At 63.1% G+C, this 16347-nt stretch carries 18 protein-coding genes; 7 read left to right on the forward strand and 11 right to left on the reverse strand.

All coding sequences use genetic code 11. The annotated features are described in order from the left end of the window. Nucleotides 1-15: 15 nt before the first annotated feature. Complete coding sequence (locus C482_RS21895; protein WP_006169053.1) at nt 16-153, reverse strand: hypothetical protein; 138 nt, start codon at nt 151-153, stop codon at nt 16-18. A 154-nt stretch (nt 154-307) separates the two neighbouring features. On the opposite strand from C482_RS21895, the gene C482_RS17180 reads away from it, so the two are divergent. The 3 genes from C482_RS17180 (at nt 308) to C482_RS17190 (ending at nt 4037) form a co-directional block, all read left to right on the forward strand. After that, a complete protein-coding gene (locus C482_RS17180; protein ID WP_006169054.1) occupies nt 308-862 on the forward strand; it encodes a GMP synthase subunit A in 555 nt (184 codons plus the stop codon). A 255-nt stretch (nt 863-1117) separates the two neighbouring features. After that, a complete protein-coding gene (locus tag C482_RS17185; protein ID WP_006169055.1) occupies nt 1118-1630 on the forward strand; it encodes an LUD domain-containing protein in 513 nt (170 codons plus the stop codon). Nucleotide 1631: 1 nt separating this feature from the next. Then, on the forward strand, nt 1632-4037 hold the full coding sequence (locus C482_RS17190) for an LUD domain-containing protein (RefSeq protein ID WP_006169056.1): 2406 nt from the start codon (nt 1632-1634) through the stop codon (nt 4035-4037). Here the strand turns inward: C482_RS17190 and hflX are convergent. From hflX to C482_RS17205, 3 genes are all read right to left on the reverse strand, one after another. Beyond that, a complete protein-coding gene (gene hflX / locus C482_RS17195; protein ID WP_006169057.1) occupies nt 4034-5482 on the reverse strand; it encodes a GTPase HflX in 1449 nt (482 codons plus the stop codon). The genes C482_RS17190 and hflX overlap by 4 nt on opposite strands. A 239-nt stretch (nt 5483-5721) precedes the next feature. After that, nucleotides 5722-6000 (reverse strand): DUF3194 domain-containing protein, encoded by a 279-nt coding sequence (locus tag C482_RS17200; RefSeq protein ID WP_006169059.1) that lies wholly within the window; start codon nt 5998-6000, stop codon nt 5722-5724. Nucleotides 6001-6006: 6 nt separating this feature from the next. Then, nucleotides 6007-6408 carry a prefoldin subunit beta gene (locus tag C482_RS17205; protein ID WP_006169060.1) on the reverse strand — a complete coding sequence of 134 codons (402 nt, stop codon included), beginning with the start codon at nt 6406-6408 and terminating at the stop codon, nt 6007-6009. Between the two features lie 112 nt (nt 6409-6520). On the opposite strand from C482_RS17205, the gene C482_RS17210 reads away from it, so the two are divergent. After that, complete coding sequence (locus tag C482_RS17210) at nt 6521-7663, forward strand: iron transporter (RefSeq protein ID WP_006169061.1); 1143 nt, start codon at nt 6521-6523, stop codon at nt 7661-7663. A 63-nt stretch (nt 7664-7726) separates the two neighbouring features. Here the strand turns inward: C482_RS17210 and C482_RS17215 are convergent, their stop codons facing one another. From C482_RS17215 to C482_RS17240, 6 genes are all read right to left on the reverse strand, one after another. Continuing rightward, the gene (locus C482_RS17215) at nt 7727-8209 is read right to left on the reverse strand and encodes a DUF2243 domain-containing protein (protein ID WP_006169062.1); all 483 of its coding nucleotides are present in this window, start codon (nt 8207-8209) and stop codon (nt 7727-7729) included. Nucleotides 8210-8390: 181 nt separating this feature from the next. Then, nucleotides 8391-8654 (reverse strand): KEOPS complex subunit Pcc1, encoded by a 264-nt coding sequence (locus C482_RS17220; protein ID WP_006169063.1) that lies wholly within the window; start codon nt 8652-8654, stop codon nt 8391-8393. Between the two features lie 192 nt (nt 8655-8846). Continuing rightward, nucleotides 8847-8981 (reverse strand): DNA-directed RNA polymerase subunit P, encoded by a 135-nt coding sequence (locus tag C482_RS17225; protein ID WP_004215399.1) that lies wholly within the window; start codon nt 8979-8981, stop codon nt 8847-8849. A gap of 77 nt (nt 8982-9058) precedes the next feature. Beyond that, complete coding sequence (locus tag C482_RS17230; RefSeq protein ID WP_006169064.1) at nt 9059-9322, reverse strand: eL43 family ribosomal protein; 264 nt, start codon at nt 9320-9322, stop codon at nt 9059-9061. Between the two features lie 121 nt (nt 9323-9443). Continuing rightward, entirely contained in the window at nt 9444-9659 is a 216-nt protein-coding gene (locus tag C482_RS17235; RefSeq protein WP_006169065.1) for a hypothetical protein, read from the reverse strand. 156 nt (nt 9660-9815) lie between these two features. After that, a complete protein-coding gene (locus tag C482_RS17240) occupies nt 9816-10577 on the reverse strand; it encodes a DUF2103 domain-containing protein (protein WP_006169066.1) in 762 nt (253 codons plus the stop codon). A 152-nt stretch (nt 10578-10729) separates the two neighbouring features. Between C482_RS17240 and C482_RS17245 the strand changes: the two genes are divergently transcribed. Further along, nucleotides 10730-11128 carry an FxLYD domain-containing protein gene (locus C482_RS17245; RefSeq protein WP_006169067.1) on the forward strand — a complete coding sequence of 133 codons (399 nt, stop codon included), beginning with the start codon at nt 10730-10732 and terminating at the stop codon, nt 11126-11128. Nucleotides 11129-11210: 82 nt separating this feature from the next. Beyond that, nucleotides 11211-12743 (forward strand): flippase, encoded by a 1533-nt coding sequence (locus tag C482_RS17250; protein WP_006169068.1) that lies wholly within the window; start codon nt 11211-11213, stop codon nt 12741-12743. Nucleotides 12744-12813: 70 nt separating this feature from the next. Here C482_RS17250 and C482_RS17255 read toward each other — a convergent pair whose 3' ends face one another. After that, entirely contained in the window at nt 12814-14316 is a 1503-nt protein-coding gene (locus C482_RS17255; protein WP_006169069.1) for an MATE family efflux transporter, read from the reverse strand. A 220-nt stretch (nt 14317-14536) separates the two neighbouring features. Between C482_RS17255 and C482_RS17260 the strand changes: the two genes are divergently transcribed. Further along, nucleotides 14537-15943: a serine hydrolase gene (locus C482_RS17260; RefSeq protein WP_006169070.1), complete on the forward strand. Its 1407-nt coding sequence runs from the start codon at nt 14537-14539 to the stop codon at nt 15941-15943. Nucleotides 15944-16347 lie beyond the last annotated feature (404 nt).

Genomic DNA, 16347 nt, shown 5'->3' on the forward strand with positions numbered 1-16347 from the left:
GTGAACGTGTGGCGATTACAACGCGGTGAAGATGAGCCACGGTACGATGAACAGCGCCACGGTCATCACCGCGAGGATCAGCAGATAGCCGATGCCGGTGCCGACCGCGGTGAGCCAGGATGGATGGTTGAACTCGGAGAGATCGACTGCCATATTTCTACCGTTCGGTGATAAGAGTATAAACGTACCGGAGACATGTGTCGAGCGATACCGAAGACAGGTGTGGGGCAACAGGAGTGGACGACAAGCGCCACACCGAGAATCGTTTCCGGTCCGCTTTTACCGAGTGACTGGCTAGACACCGTCAATGACGAAGATCGTCGTGGTGGACAACCACGGACAGTTCACGCACCTAGAACGCCGGGCGCTTCGCGATCTCGGCGTGGAGACTGAGTTGATCGACAACGACACGCCGCCCGAAGATATCGACGCAGACGGCGTCGTCCTCTCGGGTGGCCCCGACATGGATCGGACCGGGAAGTCAGCTGACTATCTCACCGCCGACGTTCCCGTCCTCGGGATCTGTCTCGGTATGCAACTCATCGCCGACGAGCTTGGCGGCCGCGTTGACAGCGGCGACTACGGCGGCTACGCTGACGTGACGGTCGAACTGACCGACGAGGACGACCCGCTCACCGGTAGTCTTCACCCCGAAACGCGCGTCTGGGCAAGCCACGCCGACGAGGTGGTCGAACTCCCCGATGGCTTCGAGCGAACCGCGACGAGCGATGTCTGCGGTATCGAAGCGATCAGCGATACCGACCGTGACCTCTACGGTGTCCAGTGGCATCCTGAGGTCGCCCACACCGCGGAAGGCGACGTAATATTCGAGAACTTCCGGGATATCTGCGAGGCAAACTGAACCGGACTGCACTGCGTCGGCACTCTCTGCTGTCGCACTCGAGTTGGCGCTGTCTCCTTCGTGGCTTCTCTCTATTCTGATCTCTCTCTCCCGTTCTGCGCTGATTCTCGTCTCTATTCACTCTGCAATCGGTCCCCCGTCGGACCGTTTGACACGCTCGTGTGAGCGGCCAGTTCGCCGAACCCGATTCAACGTTTGACCTTTTGTTTGGCACGACCGCCACGCTATTGGACGCGCACCCGAATGTGAGTGCTAATGTCAACCGACACTGACGCTGTCGGCCAGTTGGAACACGCACTCGACGAACTCGAGGTCAGTCTGGAACGTGTGTCCGCGGCCGAGGCGAGCGACCGACTCGCGGCGCTGCTCACGGAGCCAGCCATCGGTGTGGAACTCCCGTTCGAGGGCGTTTCTCTCCCAGCGCCCGTCACGACCGAGCCGACGGCTGCTACCCTCGCTGACGCACAGATCGGGATCACGCCGGCGACGTTCGCGATTGCGGAGTACGGCACCGTTGCAATCGAATCCCGAGCGGCTGGTGATGAACCGATCAGCGTCTATCCGGAACATCACATCGCTATCGTCGCGGCGAGCGACGTCGTTCCCGACCTCGCGGGCGGATTCGGCCGCCTCGCGGATCGGTTCGCGGCAGGCGGCGACAGCATCGTCTTCGCCACAGGCCGGAGCGCGACCGCCGATATGGGCGACCTCGTCCACGGCGTCCACGGCCCCGGCGAAGTGACCGTGATCGTGCTGGAGGACCGGTAAGATGGCTGAACGCAGCCATGGACCTGGCCAGTCGGAAGGGAGAGGGAGTACCGCCGGCCACACTACATCCTACCCGCGCGCCGAGACCGCCGCCCATCTTCGACAGCTACTCGAGACGGAGGGTGATGCGATCCACGCCCACACGAGCGTCTCCAACCGTCGGCGGCACGAGGTGTTCGACGAAACTGACGATCTCGACGCGCTGCGGTCGGAGGCGCGTGCGATCAAAGAGGACGCCATCGACCGCCTCCCAGACCTCATTGAGACTGTTCGCAAGGCGGTCGAGGCCAACGGCGGAACCGTCTACGTCGCGGCGGACGCAGCCGACGCGAACGCCTACGTGGCCGACGTGGTCAACAACCGGGCCGCGACCAGCACCGCAGCCGAAAGCGCCAGCGGCCGTCCGTCCGTCGTCAAATCCAAGTCCATGACAACCGAGGAACTCGACCTCAACGATGCACTCGAGTCCGAAGGAATCGAGGTCACCGAGACGGACCTCGGTGAGTGGGTCCTCCAGGTTGCAGACGACACGCCCTCGCACATCGTCGGCCCGGCGATGCACCTGACGCGTGAGGAGATTGCCGAGCTCTTTACGGAGCAGTTCGACCCCGACGAGGAGTTCGAGACCGCAGAAGAACTCACCCGATTCGCTCGCGACCACCTCGGTGAGCGCATCCGCGAGGCCGATGTGGGGATCACGGGCGCGAACTTCGTCGTCGCCGAGAGCGGGACGATTACGCTCGTCACGAACGAGGGCAACGCCCGCAAGTGCGCCGTGACGCCAGATACGCACGTCGCAATCGCCGGCGTCGAGAAGCTCATCCCGTCGATTCGGGATCTCGAGCCGTTCGTCGACCTGATCGCGAAGAGCGCGACGGGACAGGAAATTTCCCAGTACGTGACGATGCTCTCGCCGCCGACGGAGTCGCCGACGCTCACCTTCGACGAACCAGACGAACCGATCGGTGCGAACACGGACGCCGAGACAAACGGCTCCACCGACCGCGAGTTCCACCTCGTGCTGCTCGACAACGGCCGTACCGAGATGCGTGCGGACGATCAGCTCCGGGAGACGCTGTACTGCATCCGCTGTGGCGCGTGTTCGAACTCGTGTGCGAACTTCCAGGCCGTCGGCGGTCACGGCTTCGGCGGGGAAACCTACTCCGGCGGCATCGCGACGGGCTGGGAGGCTGGCGTCCACGGCCAGGATTCCGCCGCCGAGTTCAACGACCTCTGTACCGGCTGTACGCGCTGTGTCGATGCCTGCCCGGTGAAGATCGACATCCCGTGGATCAACACCGTCGTCAGGGACCGCGTCAACCGCGATGCGGAGCCCGAGGCCTACGACTTCCTCGTCGATGGACTCACGCCGGACGAGGAATCCGGCGGACTCGACCTCGGCAAACGCTTTTTCGGCAATATCGACACCGTTGCAAAGCTCGGTAGCGCGACGGCACCGGTCTCGAACTGGCTCGGCGAGACGGCTCCGGTGCGCTCGCTGCTCGAGCGGACGCTCGGTATCGACCAGCGCCGAGCGTTGCCCTCGTTCGAACGGCAGTCGCTGGTCGACTGGTTCGACGCCCGCGGCGGTGAACAGGAGTCGAAACGGCGGGCAGCGGCCGGTCGTCGGGCGGCTCACGACGAATCCACAGACGCGCTCGACCGCGAGGTCGTCCTCTACCCCGACGTCTACACCAACTACGTCGACACCGACCGCGGGAAGGCGGCCGTGCGGACGCTCGAAGCCCTCGGCGTTCCCGTCTCGGTTCCCAACCTGCCCGAGAGCGGCCGCGCACCACTCTCCCAGGGGATGGTCGCCACGGCAGATACGCAGGCGAGCACGGTCTACGCCGCCCTCGCCGAAGATCTGGACGCCGGCCGCGATGTCGTGGTCATCGAACCCTCCGACCTCGCCGCGTTCCAGCGCGAGTACGAGCGGTTCCTCCCCGAACGCTCGTTCGAACGACTGCGGGACAACAGCTACGAGATCTGTGAGTTCATCTTCGGGCTACTCGAGAACGGTGCGGATCCGGCGGTGCTTTCGACGGCTGGCGGTGGTGGAGAGAGAATCGGGAACGGCGACAGCGGCCAGCCAATCGCCTACCACTCTCACTGCCAGCAACGCACGCTCGACCTCGAGGCTCCGACGGTCGCCGTTCTCGAACGCTGTGGCTACGCCCCGCGAACCTCGACGGTCGAGTGCTGTGGCATGGCCGGCTCCTTCGGTTACAAGCGCGAGTACTACGAGGTCAGTATGGATGTCGGCGAGCGGCTGGCGTCAGAGATCGAGCAAGCCAGCACAGAACTGGTCGTCGCGTCGGGGACATCGTGTGGCGACCAACTCGAGACGCTGCTGGGTCGAACGGTGCCGCATCCGGTTGAAGTGCTGGCTCCTGACCGTCCCTAACGGTGCTCGGCGGTGATCCGCTCGGCTCGCGCCCGTAACTGTTCGAGGATTCGCGGCGGGCCGCGACACCGGATCGTCACCGTGTCGTCGTAGTCGACCGTCTCGACGCTCGTTCGGTCGTACGCCCGGGAGACGAGTGCCATTGTATCGTCACAGTTCGGGACCCGTAGGTCGGCCGTCTCGGTCGGGAGTCGTTCCAGGATGGTCTCACAGAGTCGGCCGAGGTTCGTCTCTTCGAGTACGCTTACGGGAAGCGGGTCGGCGGTCGACTCCGGAAGTTGTTCCTCGGCCATCGCTAGCCGACGTGCACTCTCGTCCGTCGAGAGGCAGTCGACCTTGTTCAGCGCGGGGACGATCCGTTCGTCCGCGACGCCCTGGGCGTCGAGCACATCGAGTGCGGTCTCGAGCCGCGCTCGGAACCGTGATTCAGCGTCGCTCGCGTCGACCACGAGCACGACGACATCGGCTGCACCCGCTTCGGATAACGTCGCGCTGAACGACTCGACGAGGTCGTGTGGCAGATCGTCGACGAATCCGACCGTGTCTGTCACGAGCACCGGTCGGCCGTCGATCGTCGCCCGTCGCGTCGTCGTTTCGAGGGTCTCGAACAGCCGATCCCTGACGGCCGCGGTCGCATCCTTTTCGGAGTGGGCATTGTCTGACTTCGAACTCGAGTCAGTGTCAAGAATCGACATCTCGTCTGCGAGCCGGTGCAGCAGCGTCGACTTCCCCGCGTTCGTATAGCCGGCACACGTGACGAGGTCGAACCCCTCTTCGCGCCGACGCTCGCGGAACTGGGCCGCTGGCTCGGGGCGCTCCTCGAGTTTGCGCTCGAGGCGGTCGATTCGGTCGCGGACGTCGTAGACAGGCGATCCCTTCTCCGTTTGTTTGTTGAGTAGCCCCTCGTCGGCCGACTCGATCAGGCGCGGCAGGTCGTACCGGAGCTGTGCGAGTTCGACCTGCAATTTCGCGCGTCTCGAGCCCGCGCCTGCCTCGAAGATCTCGAGGACGAGTCGGTGGCGATCGAGAACCGCGGTATCGGCTGGCATGGCTGACTCGAGGGTGTGGTGCTGGCTCGGTGTGAGTTCGTCGTCGACGACGACGCGGTTGGCGTCGGTTGCGGCAACGGTGTCGGCGAGTTCGTCGACCTTCCCGTGGCCGAAGTAACTGCCCGAATCCTCACGGCCTGCCTGTGTTATGGTCGCGACGACCTCGTCGCCAGCTGCTCGGACGAGTGCTGCTATCTCGTCGGTCTGGCCGACCTGGTCAGTTTCGTCAGTTTGGCTGGTGTCGTCAGTCCGGCCAGTATCACTCGTCTGGCCGGTGCCGTCAGCCTGGACGGTCTCTTCGGTGTTGTCGGTCTCGTTACTCGTGGCGGCGGTGGCATCCAATCTGCTTGCGATGACTGTTCGGTTCGGTGTGTTGTGCGTTCGTGATCGTGACATCGGTTGCTCGATAGTGGTGGCGTCATGGCTATCTGGGACAATACTGGTCCGGCGGCTAGGGCCGGAACATACGGCAGTGCTCACCGCTCATACACGTCGCAACTCCTGTGACGTGATTGGGCGAAAGCACCGAACTACTGAGAAGAGGTCTCCATAGTCCTCGCACTCGGATTCGAGGAACCGCCACTTATCACTTGTGGGTACTCCAGCAGAGAACGGTATCGGGCGACGGCGAACCGCTACTCGCCGAACAGGTCGTCGACCGCCTCGCGCGCCGTTCGCGCTGCTTCGTCGGCGACCTCATCCGGATCCGCGCCATCGTCCTGCTCTGGTGCGTTGAGATAGACGTCGACCTCGAGGACGCCGTCCTCGAACGATACCGTGACATCCATATCACGCACGTCAGACTGCTTGTACCGCGAGAAGATCAGTCCCTCGGCGGCCTCGGCGGCCGTCTGGACGACCTCCTCGTCGGTTGGCTCATCCGCTTGCTCGTCGGTCGAGTCGCTGGTCGACATCGCCGATTATGCGCCGCCTGCACCTGGGCCGCCTGGGCCGGCTGGACCGCCCATGCCGCCACCTGCGCCGCCAAGCAGTTCCTCGAGTTCCTCCTGCAGCCCCTCGAACTGGTCCTGAACGCGCTCTTCCTGCTTCTCGAGTGTCTCGAGGCGGAGTTCGAGCGAGTCGACCTGTTCGTCGAGGTCGTCCTCGGCCGTGTCGTAGTCCGTCTCGACGAGCAGGTCGCCGACCTGTCGGTACATGGTCGTTTCTTCGTCGATGTCCTCGAGTTCCTTCTGGGCCGTCTGGGCCTCGGTGAGGCTCGACTCGGTTTCCTGCTTCTGGACGGCGACCTGCTGTGCGGTCTCCTGAAGGTCCTGCAGCTGCTCGATTTTCTCCTGTGCTTCTGGCGGCAGATTTCCTTGCATGTCTCGACCGTCGCCCTCCGCACTGATAAAGCCAAGCTTTGCGTTCGGCCGCAGTCTCGGGGTTGCTGGTGCAGCCTGCAGAACTACCGGGTTCGGCGGTGAGAACCTACCAATGCGACGTCGTGACGCACTTGCCGCGGGTGGTTCGCTCGTCGGGACGCTCTCGACTATGCTCACCGCCGGCTGTCTCGATTTCGAGACGCTTCGCCGCGAGGACGCCTGGCGGGAACTGATTGTCGACCCGCCGGGGGGCATCTACGTCCCGCCAAAGATCGACGGCATACTCGAGTACGACTCCGAGACTGAGTCGGGACTCGAGATCAGCCTCTCGGCGATGCGCCCGCACTCGTTCTGGACCGGTGCCGGTACTGAACGCGCCCGAGCAGACCTGCGGTCACACCATACGCTGCACCTGATGGCGTCGGTGCGAGACGCCGAGTCGGAGGTAGCGGTGCCGACGACGGTGACGACGCGAATCGAGCACGCCGACAGCGGCGACAGCACGGACAGTCCCGACGCTACAGACACCGCCAACACCGCCGCCGACACAGTCGACCAGCGAACCCCCTGGCCGATGCGCTCCCAGCGAATGGGCTTTCACTATGGCGACAACATATCGCTCCCCGGAGAAGGCACGTACAAGGCCACAATTCGCCTCGATCCACCGACAATACATCTCGCCGACGAGTTCGCAGACCGGATTGACCAGCCGGTGACGATCACGATACAGTTCGAGTACAACCCTGCGGCCATCGACGTACTCGAGCGCACCCTCCTCGACGAGGGCGAGGGCCGTGGCGAACGGCGGGCACTCGAGTTCATGGGGCACGCATCGGAGCCCGTGTCACCGACTTCGTCTGCAGTCGCCCACTCAGCAACTGGCGACGATATCGTCGTGACGCTCGGTCGTGCCGATGTCTCAGATGGGGCGCAGGTCAGTTCGGAGGCAACTGAAGACACGCAACTCGCAATCGGCGTGCGAACGAGATACAACCGGTATCCAGTCCCATTTGCCGGACTCAGCGTCGAGTCGGTCCGTGACGGGGGCAGACAGTACATCACCGAGGCGCAGGAAACGATCGACCCCGACCGCGGACACCATTACAGAGCGGGATTCGAGGAGGGGATACTCGAGTCCGCAGACGAACTCGCGGTCTCCCTCGACGTGCCGCCGCAGGTGGCGCTCCACGAGGGGTACGAAACGGCGTTTGGGGCGGAGCGCGTGGTGCTGCCGGCGTCGCTACCGGCGTTGTGAGAACGATTTGGGCATAGTTAGTGACCGGTTGTGAGCACACTCAGCGGCCGGTTGTGAGTACAGTCAATGGCCGGACGTGGCGCGGCACCCGTCAGCGCTCCAGAGGAGGACCAGCCCCACCGCGAGCAGGACGACGCTGACGACGAGCCAGGGGAGGTTCCACGCTTCGGTGCCGTGGACGACGTTGTGCAGATCGAGCACGTAGTGGCTGAAAACCCCGTCGAGGACGTTGAAAATTCCCATGCCGACGATGATCGACCCGAGGAAGTGCCGGGACGAGAATCGCTGATCGACACCGTTGACGGTTCGCCAGAAGAAGGCAAATCCGAGGCCCATCACGCCGAGCATCGCGGCTAGGAACAGCCCGTCGAACATGACGTTCGTCCGCAGTCCGTCGTAGCTGTAGGGGTCGTAGAAGCCGGACAAGAGGTGATGTGTCTGGAACACGAGGTGGAAGATCACGACATCGACGACGGCTCCGAATCCGAACCCGATCGTTCCTCCCGAAAGCAGTACCTGCTGGCCGCGATCGGTGCCGGAGTTCATACAGACAGGCGTCGTTCGACGAACGCTGGTGAAATATTGGACCCTGAGCATCGAGTAGCGAGCGGCACCCTTTTGCTGGCAGTCATCCAGCCGCTCTGCTATTCGACCATCAGCTACTCTTCCTCTCAGCCACGCAGCCATTCAGCTACTCAGTCATCCAGCCACTCTGTCTCCCAATCACTCACTCCTCGACAGCAGCCGCACCGATCGCCGCTGTCTGCTCTGCAACACCGATCAGCGAGAACCAGGTATTCACCGCCGCGCGAAGCGCGATCACGTCGGCCGCCTCGATTCGAACCGCGACCACTGACTCCTCGCGCTCGATCGTCGTCTGCGAACGTTCGTCGTCAATTTCACCAATTTCGCGGGCGACACTCTCGGCCACGATCTGCGCTCGCGACGGCTGGTCGTACTCGAACTCGAGTGTGGTTTCGTGCGTGTCCATACAGCTGGAGCGGTTTGTGGTGGCAGTAGCAGTCGCGACACGGCCTCGAGCGGCGAGACGCTGGGACAGAAGTGAAATAAGGCTGGTCTCGTCCTCACGTCTCGTCGGGCCAGTGTTGGCCGCGAGTGTCGAGAGCGGCGCTCGTGGGTCGGGTGGGCAGCGATTGCCACACGACGATCGGCCGTCGAGCCGTCAGTTGACGTCGACTTCTTTCACGTCGCGGCTGCGTTCTTTCAGGAGTACGCGGTGACCGCAGTAGGGACAGCGGACGCCGCCGTACTCGTCGAGCTGCACGTCGCGTTTGCAGCGGGAGCACTTGTAGCTCATAGGTACGTTGTGGGGTTAGTGGTGTCGTCGCAGTCGTGTGTCCGTTCGATTCTCGGTGCCGTCCTGTGCCAGACGGATTACTCGTCGTCTTCGGCAAGCGCAGCGCGGATCGAACGTCGGACCGTGCGGCCAGCCGGTGTCTCTGGGCGGTAGGCACCGCCGGTGAAGACCTCGCCGGTTTCTTCGTTCTTCCAGATGCCGGTTCCGACGCGGGTGACGTCGTCGCCGTCGACCTGTGCGTTCTGCATGTCGTCTTCGATCTCGCTGACGCGTCGTCGTGCAACGCGGCCGTAGCGTGCGCCAAAGCGGCCCGCGCTGCCGACTCGTCCTTTATCGGCCATAGTACTGCTGTCTATCCGCAGTAGATTCTTAAACCTGTTGAGTTGGTATTCTCACTGTGCGGCAGTTCATCCCACCCATCGCCCTCGGTTTCGTCGTGACAGAATCAGTTGCTGTCGCGTCTCACTCGTCGGATTCGTCCGCTGCGTGTGTTGCTACAGGCCCGGTGAGCAACTCGCGAAAGACAACTGCGAGCGCTGCAAACGGTCCTGCTGCCGCCAGCGGTGCTGCGAGGAGTCCTGTTCCAATGCCTGTGACGGCGATCAGTGATCGAAGCGCGAGTCCGCTCACCGCGAGCAACGGAATCGCTGCCAGGATCGCGTCGGCGCGCTCGAACATAGCTAATTAGATCTAATTACAGTCGGCCGGATAAAGAACGGACAAGCAGCAGCGCGTGTCACTTCCATCAGGTAGTGACAGTACTTGCTGCAAGGAGACACCCCGTTCGCGGCCGCTATCCGAGACGGATCTGAAAACTCGAACGCTACCGGAACGCTACTGGAACTCGCTTTCGGCAAGCACGTCGTTCAGATCCGCACGAATCCGTTCTCCCATCTCTCGGTCACGGGCAGTTGTCACGACACGGTTCTCCTGGACACTCGAACCGTCTCGCAGAAGCATGCGAACGTTGCCGCCATCGTCGGCGCGGGTTACCTTCGCGCGAAGCCCCGACTGTGAGCCCGTGCCACCGGCGTCAATCGGACCGGGAATGACCTTCTTGACGTGTGGATGGCCGGCAACGGTCTGAATCGCACGCATTCCGGTGCGACCGCCGATGAGCGTCGAGTGGCTGCCACCGATCTTCTCTGCGGGCGGCGTTTGGACGACATCGAGTGCGCGCGTCCCGCGTCGCTTACGGACAGCCTCGACGGGATCCTCGTCCGCGACGCGGTAGAAGTCGTGGTGTACGTCCGCTCGGATCGCCCGGATCACGTCCCGAACCCCGCCAGCGTACACCTCTTCGGGCCGCTTTCGACGGATCTCGTCACCAACCAGGCCGGCGAAATTCCGGAGTTCGACGGGTTCGTTCTCACCGTCTTCCGGCGTGGTCGTGATCGTCGTCTCGCCGAGCACCTGGTCTGTGTCTGTACTCGAACTCAAGTCAGTGTGCGCTGGGTCGTCTTCCGACCCAAGCATTGTGAGTGTCACTCGGTCGCGTGCGACGTCGAGAACGATCGCCTCGGTGTTCTGTTCCCGGCAGATCAGACAGAAGTCGCCGGGTTTCTCGAGCGGCGAGGCGCAGTGGCGACACTCCATACGATGCTGGGGGTTGGTACCGGACGTGTAAAATCCGTCCGCTTTCGGATCTGGGTCTGATCCACGGGAGGGTGAGTGCTTCTCGAGGAGTGGTGTTACGCAGGAGGCTCCTACCCGAACCCTGAAGACTCAGGCTCGTCTACATTCTGCAGATGCATCGCCGTTCGGTTCTCGCCGCCGCAAGCGCGGTCGTGCCAGTCGGTACAGCCGGCTGTCTCGACTTCTTCGAGGACAACGGCGAGGATATCACCGATCCGGGCGATATCGAAATCGTCTGGGACGATCTGGTCCGGGACGATCCGAACACCGAAGATGAACGCGTGTTCGTCTGGGCCGTCGTCAGGAACGTCGGCGACCGGACGCTGAACTACGTCGAGATTCGGGCGACGTTCCTCGACGCAGCGGGCGAGGAACTCGAGAGCGTCATCGAGCACGTCGACGAGGACGTTACCTCGGGTGAGGAGTGGTCGTTCGAAGTCGAGTTCCCACACTTCGGGGAGCGAGCAGCCGAGGTGACCGACTACGAACTCGAACCCGCAACGGGACTGTGAGGTGTGACCCACACGTCACCCGACTACGGGCGCGGCGTGCTGGTGACTGTCTCGTGCGCAACCCACGGTAACTCACGTGGCCATGACTGACACCGACACCGAGAACGAGACGACGCGCGACGAAGGCGTCTCGACGCTCGCGAAACAGGGCAGCATCACGTTCGTCGGGAACGTCGTGAACGGCGCGTTCGGCTTCGCGATCGTCATGCTGATGACCCGGTACGTGACGCCCTCCGTCTACGGTCTGTTCGTCCTCGCAACTTCTGTTATCCTCTTCATGCAGGTCTTTGCGAACCTCGGACTGCCGCTCGCGATCGACTACTTCGTCCCGCAGTATCTGGACGAGGATGAGCCCGGCAAGGCCAAGGGCGTCATCATGCAGGTGACCGCAACAGTACTCATCACCTCCGCGCTCGTCGCGTTCGCGCTCGCAGCTGGGTCGGGATACATCGGGGAGGTCTTTCAGGAGCCGTCGATGCGGATCGCACTGTTGCTCCTGTCGGTCACCATTCCGATGCTCGCGATTTACAACGTCTTGCTCACCTCCTACTACAGCATCAAGAAGCTCCAGTATCGCGTCATCATGCGCGACCTGGTCCGCCCAATCGTCCGCTTCGGCGTCACGGCCGCCCTTCTGCTCGCCGGGTTCGGTCTCCTCGGCCTCATCGCTGGCTACGTGATCGGGCTCTTCGTCGCCATCACCGTCGGTGCGGCGCTGTTCACTTACAAGGCCTGGGACTTGCTCACCGTCGACACCGAACTCGTCGCCTCGCGCCCGCTGCTCACCTACTCGCTCCCGCTCGCGATGACCAGCGTCGTCTTCGTTCTGATGGGCCACGTCGACTACTTCGTGCTCGGGTTCTTCCTCGACTCCGACGATGTCGGCATCTACCGCGTCGGCTACATGCTCGGCTCCGGGCTGATGATCATCTTCAACTCGCTATCGCCCGTGTTCAAACCACTCATCGCCGAAACGCGCGAGGATACCGCTCTCGTCGAGCAACGGTTCCGTGTCGCCGCCCGCTGGATTGCCGGCATCACTCTGCCGATCGCGATTGTCCTCTCGCTCGGTGCGAGCTCCTACCTCGCAGTGCTCTACACGCCACAGTACGCTGAGGCAAATCTCGTCGTCGTCCTCCTCTGTGGTGCGTTCCTGTTCAACGTCACCGTCGGCGGCCCCGACGGCTCGCTGCTGCAGGGGATGGGCTACTCGCGGATCGTCTTCGCGAACACGCTCGTCCTCTTCGGCGCGAACTTCCTCGTCTCGATGGCGCTCGTCCCCATCTTCGGCATCGAGGGAGCCGCGATCGGTTCCGCGACCGCCCTCTTTCTCGTTGGCGGTCTCACGATCGCCGAAATCTACTATCTCGATGGAATTCACCTGTTCACCCGCGATTTTGCCAAGATCGTTGGCGCTGGTGTTCCCGCGACGATTGCTGGCGTTCCGATCGTGGTGCTACTCGAGTCCGATCTGCTCATCGTGGCACTGTTGCCGATCGTTGTGGTGAGTGTGTATGTGGCGACGCTGATCGTGACGGATGCGTTCACGGATGAGGATGCCCAGATGATCGGGGAGTTCAGCCCGACGGTCGAGAAGTGGCTACCGGTGAGTTGAGTTCGGGCGTGTTGTCGCCCGTTGTTTCTGTTGCTGGTCGCGGCTTTGGTTCGTGGTGGTTCGTGTTCGGTCAGTCGTCGATATACTCGTGGTCGGCGTCCGTCTCAGCACGCGAAGCGGCGTCTGATGCCGACGCTGATTCCGTTCCTTCGTCGATGACCTCTTGTTTCCAGGTTCCCAGCCGGAACCAGGCGACGGCGACGACGAACGAGAGCACCATTCCGAACGAGTAGGCCCACCAAATTCCCTCAATTCCCCAGTCGAGGGCAGCGATGGTGATGCCGAGACCGGGAATCGTGAGCGTCCAGGCGAACGCGAGCACGAGTGCGACGGGAAGCCGGAAGATCCACCGCGAGAGGAACGAGAGGACCATCGCCTCGCGGGTGTTGCCGGCACCGCGGAACGCACCCTGGATGACCATTACGCCGGCGAACAGTGCCCAGAAGGGAGCCATAATGCGCAGGAAGAGCACGCCTTCTGCGATCACGGCCGGGCTGTCGACGAAGATGCCCATCGCCTGTGCAGGGAAGACGAACAGGACAGCGGCGACCGCGAAGATGCAGGCCATCGTGCCCGCGGTCGCGACTCGCGCGACAGTTGCGGCCCGATCAAGCGTCTGTGCGCCGAGGTTCTGCCCGACGCCGGTCGCCGTCGCGTTCCCGACTGCGCCTGCGACAGCCCAGGTGACCGACATCAGGCGCACGCCGATCCCGTAGGCGGCCGTCGGATTCGCGCCGAATCGGGCGACGAAGCCAGCCATCGCGACAGAGGCAAAGCTTCGCGCCCAACCGTCGATCGTCGACGGATACCCGATGTCGACGAGTTTGCGCTGGATACTGAGATTCGGGCGGAGGTCACCGAGTCTGAGCCGAACGCCGAACCGACCATCGAGGAGGATGAGGACGCCCACGCCGGTGGCGAACGCCCGCGAGATGAACGTCGCGATAGCCGCACCGCGGGTCCCCATTTCGGGGAACGGCCCCCACCCGAGGATGAAGAACGGGTCGATCACGACGTTGATCCCGGCCGAGACGAAGACGAGCCACATCGCCGTCTTCGTGTCGCCAGCGCCTTGCAGCGAGGAACGAAACGCGAAGAACAGGAAGGTGAGTGGCAGTGTGAGGAAAATGATCTCGATGTACGCGAGCGCGGCGACGAACACCTCGTCGCGTGCTCCGATGAGGAGGAGCAGCGGTCGCCGGAAGTAGAGCCCAATCGCCGCGAGAACGGTCGAGACAGTAACCGTCAACAGAATAGTCTGGCCGACAACGCGGTCTGCCATCCGATCGTCACCTGAACCGACGTACTGGGATACAAGCGCGATGGTCGCCGCTGTGATCCCCATCGCTGTCGAGACAAACATCCACGAGAGTGGGAACATGAGCGAGACCGCAGCGACCGAGACCCCACCGTCGCCGATCTGGCCGACCCAAAACATGTCCGCGAGGTTGTAGACCGTCTGCAGGAGATTGCCGAGGACGAGCGGCCACGCCAGGTGCAACAGCTTCGGCGGAATCGCTCCCGTCGTCATATCGATCCGCTTTCGCTCGTCCTCCGATTCCGTCGCTGACACGTATCGCTCTCGTCCGTGTCTCAGTCGGGGCGGTGAAAAGGGCTTGTTTCCCGTGTAGGGTTGCCGGCTCGAGTGGACGGATTCGACCCTCGTCGAGTACAGGCCACATCGGGACAACCCGCTAACTCGAGTACGGACTGTCCAGTCGACGAACGTGGATAACCGGTTCGTCCTGCGGGGTACCTGAATATTGATAGCCGCCGCCTGGGTGGTGGCTACCATGACAGCCGACAACACTCTCGACGCGGCGACCATCGACCGAATCGACTCGTTCCTCCGCGAACGGCTCCGCGAGGACGAACTCCCCGGACTAAGTCTCGCGGTCACGGACGGCGACGAACTGCTGTACGCCCAGGGCTATGGCTCGCGCGACCTCACCGCCAACGATCCTGCCACCGCCGACACCGTCTACGGCATCGGCTCGGTCTCGAAGTCCGTCGCCGCACTCGCCATCGCACAACTCGTGGACGTGGGGGAACTCGAGTACGATGACGCTGTGACCGACTACCTCGACATCGACGTTCCCGACGACGTGACGCTCCACCACCTGCTGAGCCACACCTCCGGCTACCCGTCGCTCGCGGCCAGCGAGGCCCTGATCGCGCGCCAGATGGAGGTTGGCGAGTCGAACGTCCCACTCGGCTCGATGGACGATGTCTACGCCCACATCGAGGGGGCGAGAGACGAAGTCGCGGGCGAACCAGGCGAGCACTGGCAGTACTGCAACTCGGGCTACACGCTCGCCGGCGAAGTCGTCGAAGCCGTCAGTGGTGAGTCGTTCACCAACTACGTCGAAGGCAAGATTCTCGACCCGCTCCGAATGGACCGTTCGACCTACGACGAGGAAACGTTCACCAGCTTCGACGATCGGATGACGCCGTACTTCCCCGGTAGTGATGACGAGGATGGCACCGGAAGCGCCGACCTCGAACCCGCAGCGCTCCCCATCCGAGAACAGAGCGCGGCTGCCGGCGGCCTGCTCGCACCCGTGACCGACCTCGCCTCGTACCTCCGACTGCACCTGAACGGCGGCGTCACCGACATGGGCGAGTGTCTGGTCGGCGAGGACGCCCTCTCGCAGTGTTATGGCGCGTATGCCGCCACTCCGTCCGGTCCATATGGCTACGGCTGGCGCACACGCGAGGTCTGTGGCCACGACCTCATCGGTCACGGCGGCTCGATTGCCGTCTCGACGGCCGCCGTCGGCTTCGCACCCGAGCAGGATCTCGGGGTCGCCCTGCTCGCCAACGCCTCACCGGGCTACGGCCTCACCGAACTCAGCCAGGCCGTCTTCGCCGCACTGGTCGGCGAGGAGCCAGGCGAGGTCCCGTTCTTCGCTCGCCGGCAGGTACTCGAGTCCCTTGCAGGCGAGTACGAGACCTATCGCGGGATCAAGGAGGCCGAAGTCGTCGTTGAGAGTGGTGCGCTGCGCCTGCGCGTTGGTGGTCCGATCGAGGAGGGGTCCTGGATGCCGCTGGTACCGGCTGAACTCGAGTCGGGCGAGTTCTACGTGCCGACGATGGCGGGGACGCGCCAGCCGGTGCGGTTCGAGGGTGAGGGTGTGGGAGCGGCTGACGGTGGTGACGTGAGCCTGTTTATCGACCGCTGGCATCTGCACCAGCAGTAGTAGCAATAGCGGACTCGGTTTCGCTTTTGTGTCTTGACCTGACCGCTGATCTCATCTGACCGACTGCTGTGCAACCGACGCAATTTCGCCCAGCGACCGATAGTGGCCTGAAGAGCAGTAGAATATTTAACAATAGGTTTGTTAGATTATAGTATGCTATGGAGGATTTTGGCAATTCTGGCGGTTCTGTATACCATTCTCTTCGGGCCGCTCGCAGCCCTCGTCTACTGGGACAGCAAGCGATCGGGACTGCACAGTCCCGCCAAGTGGGCCGGGTTCGTCTTCCTCACAGGACTGCTCGGGCTCGTGCTGTATCTCTCGGACAAGGACGACAAGTCCCACGACCCCGAGGATGCAGACCCGTTCTCCCTCCCGGGCACTCCACCAGCCGGTGCGGCAGACAG

It is taken from the genome of Natrialba chahannaoensis JCM 10990 (assembly GCF_000337135.1).
In the GTDB taxonomy this organism is placed as follows: domain Archaea; phylum Halobacteriota; class Halobacteria; order Halobacteriales; family Natrialbaceae; genus Natrialba; species Natrialba chahannaoensis.

Bases quoted from the DNA above. Each gene is read 5' to 3' on its own strand.
- C482_RS17235 (WP_006169065.1), bottom strand. From the start codon at position 9,659: ATGTTCGAGCGCGCCGACGCGATCCTGGCAGCGATTCCGTTGCTCGCG.
- C482_RS17210 (WP_006169061.1), top strand. From the start codon at position 6,521: ATGCGACGTCGTGACGCACTTGCCGCGGGTGGTTCGCTCGTCGGGACG.
- C482_RS17245 (WP_006169067.1), top strand. From the start codon at position 10,730: ATGCATCGCCGTTCGGTTCTCGCCGCCGCAAGCGCGGTCGTGCCAGTC.
- C482_RS17185 (WP_006169055.1), top strand. From the start codon at position 1,118: ATGTCAACCGACACTGACGCTGTCGGCCAGTTGGAACACGCACTCGAC.
- C482_RS17250 (WP_006169068.1), top strand. From the start codon at position 11,211: ATGACTGACACCGACACCGAGAACGAGACGACGCGCGACGAAGGCGTC.
- C482_RS17190 (WP_006169056.1), top strand. From the start codon at position 1,632: ATGGCTGAACGCAGCCATGGACCTGGCCAGTCGGAAGGGAGAGGGAGT.
- C482_RS17240 (WP_006169066.1), bottom strand. From the start codon at position 10,577: ATGGAGTGTCGCCACTGCGCCTCGCCGCTCGAGAAACCCGGCGACTTC.
- C482_RS17260 (WP_006169070.1), top strand. From the start codon at position 14,537: ATGACAGCCGACAACACTCTCGACGCGGCGACCATCGACCGAATCGAC.
- C482_RS17180 (WP_006169054.1), top strand. From the start codon at position 308: ATGACGAAGATCGTCGTGGTGGACAACCACGGACAGTTCACGCACCTA.
- C482_RS17230 (WP_006169064.1), bottom strand. From the start codon at position 9,322: ATGGCCGATAAAGGACGAGTCGGCAGCGCGGGCCGCTTTGGCGCACGC.
- C482_RS17215 (WP_006169062.1), bottom strand. From the start codon at position 8,209: ATGAACTCCGGCACCGATCGCGGCCAGCAGGTACTGCTTTCGGGAGGA.
- hflX (WP_006169057.1), bottom strand. From the start codon at position 5,482: ATGTCACGATCACGAACGCACAACACACCGAACCGAACAGTCATCGCA.
- C482_RS17200 (WP_006169059.1), bottom strand. From the start codon at position 6,000: ATGTCGACCAGCGACTCGACCGACGAGCAAGCGGATGAGCCAACCGAC.
- C482_RS17220 (WP_006169063.1), bottom strand. From the start codon at position 8,654: ATGGACACGCACGAAACCACACTCGAGTTCGAGTACGACCAGCCGTCG.
- C482_RS21895 (WP_006169053.1), bottom strand. From the start codon at position 153: ATGGCAGTCGATCTCTCCGAGTTCAACCATCCATCCTGGCTCACCGCG.
- C482_RS17205 (WP_006169060.1), bottom strand. From the start codon at position 6,408: ATGCAAGGAAATCTGCCGCCAGAAGCACAGGAGAAAATCGAGCAGCTG.
- C482_RS17225 (WP_004215399.1), bottom strand. From the start codon at position 8,981: ATGAGCTACAAGTGCTCCCGCTGCAAACGCGACGTGCAGCTCGACGAG.